Annotated in this window: 2 protein-coding genes; both read right to left on the bottom strand. The window is 44.3% G+C overall.

Annotated elements, in window-relative coordinates; translation table 11 throughout:
- Positions 1-7: 7 nt before the first annotated feature.
- On the bottom strand, positions 8-709 hold the full coding sequence (locus RRG12_RS43895; RefSeq protein WP_069069050.1) for a J domain-containing protein: 702 nt from the start codon (positions 707-709) through the stop codon (positions 8-10).
- 15 nt (positions 710-724) lie between these two features.
- Positions 725-1,687, bottom strand: coding sequence for a cysteine synthase A (gene cysK / locus RRG12_RS43890; RefSeq protein ID WP_420761500.1), 963 nt, complete (start codon positions 1,685-1,687; stop codon positions 725-727).
- Positions 1,688-1,726 lie beyond the last annotated feature (39 nt).

Raw genomic sequence — 1,726 nt, 5'->3', positions numbered from 1 at the left:
CAATCTACTATGTAACAGACGCTTGTGCCTCACAGTGTAATCCCGTAGCTATGCGGAATAGTTCTTGACCTGTGTGCAAATAACGCTCATCGTAATTCAAAGGAAAGTAACCTAATTCTTCGAGTCCATCTGCTACCTGATCGAGGCTGTAGTATAGGTGAGCCGCTGTTCTTGCTAGACTAGGGGGATTAGGTAGGGAGCGAAAAGTACTTTGTGCCTGTTTAAGGTCATCTCGACAGGCTTGTAAGTATTCCTGAAATTCATCTAACAGCTCATCATCAAACGGATCAGCAGCTAATTGCTCCATTTGTTCTTCTAACGAATAAAGAATGTTACAGAGCAAACGATTAACTGGTTGGTAAACTTGGCGCAGCCATTCCTCAACTTGCTCATCAACATCGCGTCCGGTTTTTCGTCTTGTCTGGTGATGCCTTTGCGCTGATGCTGTACGCTGTTGGCGATCGCTATTTAATTTTTGAGAGTCATCTTGCAGTTCTTGGTCATAATTACGGCGATTTTGGTTATCGCCTAAGACCTCATAAGCTGCATTGATGCGGATAATCTGCTCGTGATCAGCTGTATCCTGATTACTGTCAGGATGAAATAACTTAACCAAGCGGCGATAAGCAAGCTTAATCTCCGCTTGGCTTGCACTTGGACTAACTTTGAGAGTTTCGTAATGGTTAGAAACGTGCTTAGAATTGACCATTAATTCAATGTATCGTTAACTGACGCTAGTGGCTAATCTTGCCTCCAAGTCTTGGAACAACGGTGTACTCAAATACCTCTCACCAAAACTGGGCTGAATCATCACAATTAAACGTCCCTTATTTTCTTGACGTTGGGCGACGCGAATTGCTGCACATAAAGCTGCTCCACTAGAAATGCCAGATAGTAGCCCTTCTTCTTTTGCCAAACGCCGACTGTAAGCGATCGCTTCTTCATCGGTGACAGTAATCACTTCATCAATCAATTTTATCTTTAATACTTGGGGAATAAACCCAGCACCAATTCCCTGGATTTTGTGTGGCCCTGGTCTTCCCCCTGATAAAACAGAGCTATTGGCTGGTTCAACAGCGATCGCTTTAGAATTAGGCTTGCGTGCTTTAATCACCTCCGCTACACCAGTGATCGTACCACCTGTGCCCACCCCTGCCACAATGATATCTACTTGTCCATCAGTATCTTCCCAGATTTCAAGCGCTGTAGTTTTCCGATGCACTTTTGCATTAGCTGGATTGCGGAACTGCTGTAACATATAGGTATTTGGCGTAGTATTAACTATTTGTTGCGCCCGCCCAATTGCTCCACTCATACCTTCCATACCTGGTGTTAGTTCCAGTTCTGCCCCGTATGCCCGCAACATTGCCCGACGCTCCCCACTCATCGTCTCTGGCATTGTCAAAATTAATCGATAACCCTTAGCTGCTGCTGCCATTGCGAGGGCAATTCCTGTGTTTCCAGATGTGGGTTCTACCAATACTGTTTTCCCAGGAGTAATCAGTCCCTCTTCTTCAGCAGCGTTAATCATACTCACCCCAATCCGGTCTTTAACTGATGCCGATGGATTCATACTTTCCAGTTTGACCACAATTTCCGCAACACATCCTTCTGTTTGAGGAATACGGTTCAACTGCACTAGGGGTGTACGACCAACAAGTTCTGTAATGTTACGAGCTATTCGCATAAATTAGTCCTTAATTATTAATTATTTGTTATTAGTCAT

It is taken from the genome of Nostoc sp. CALU 546, assembly GCF_048836525.1.
This window is presented reverse-complemented; position numbering and strand designations above follow the sequence as displayed.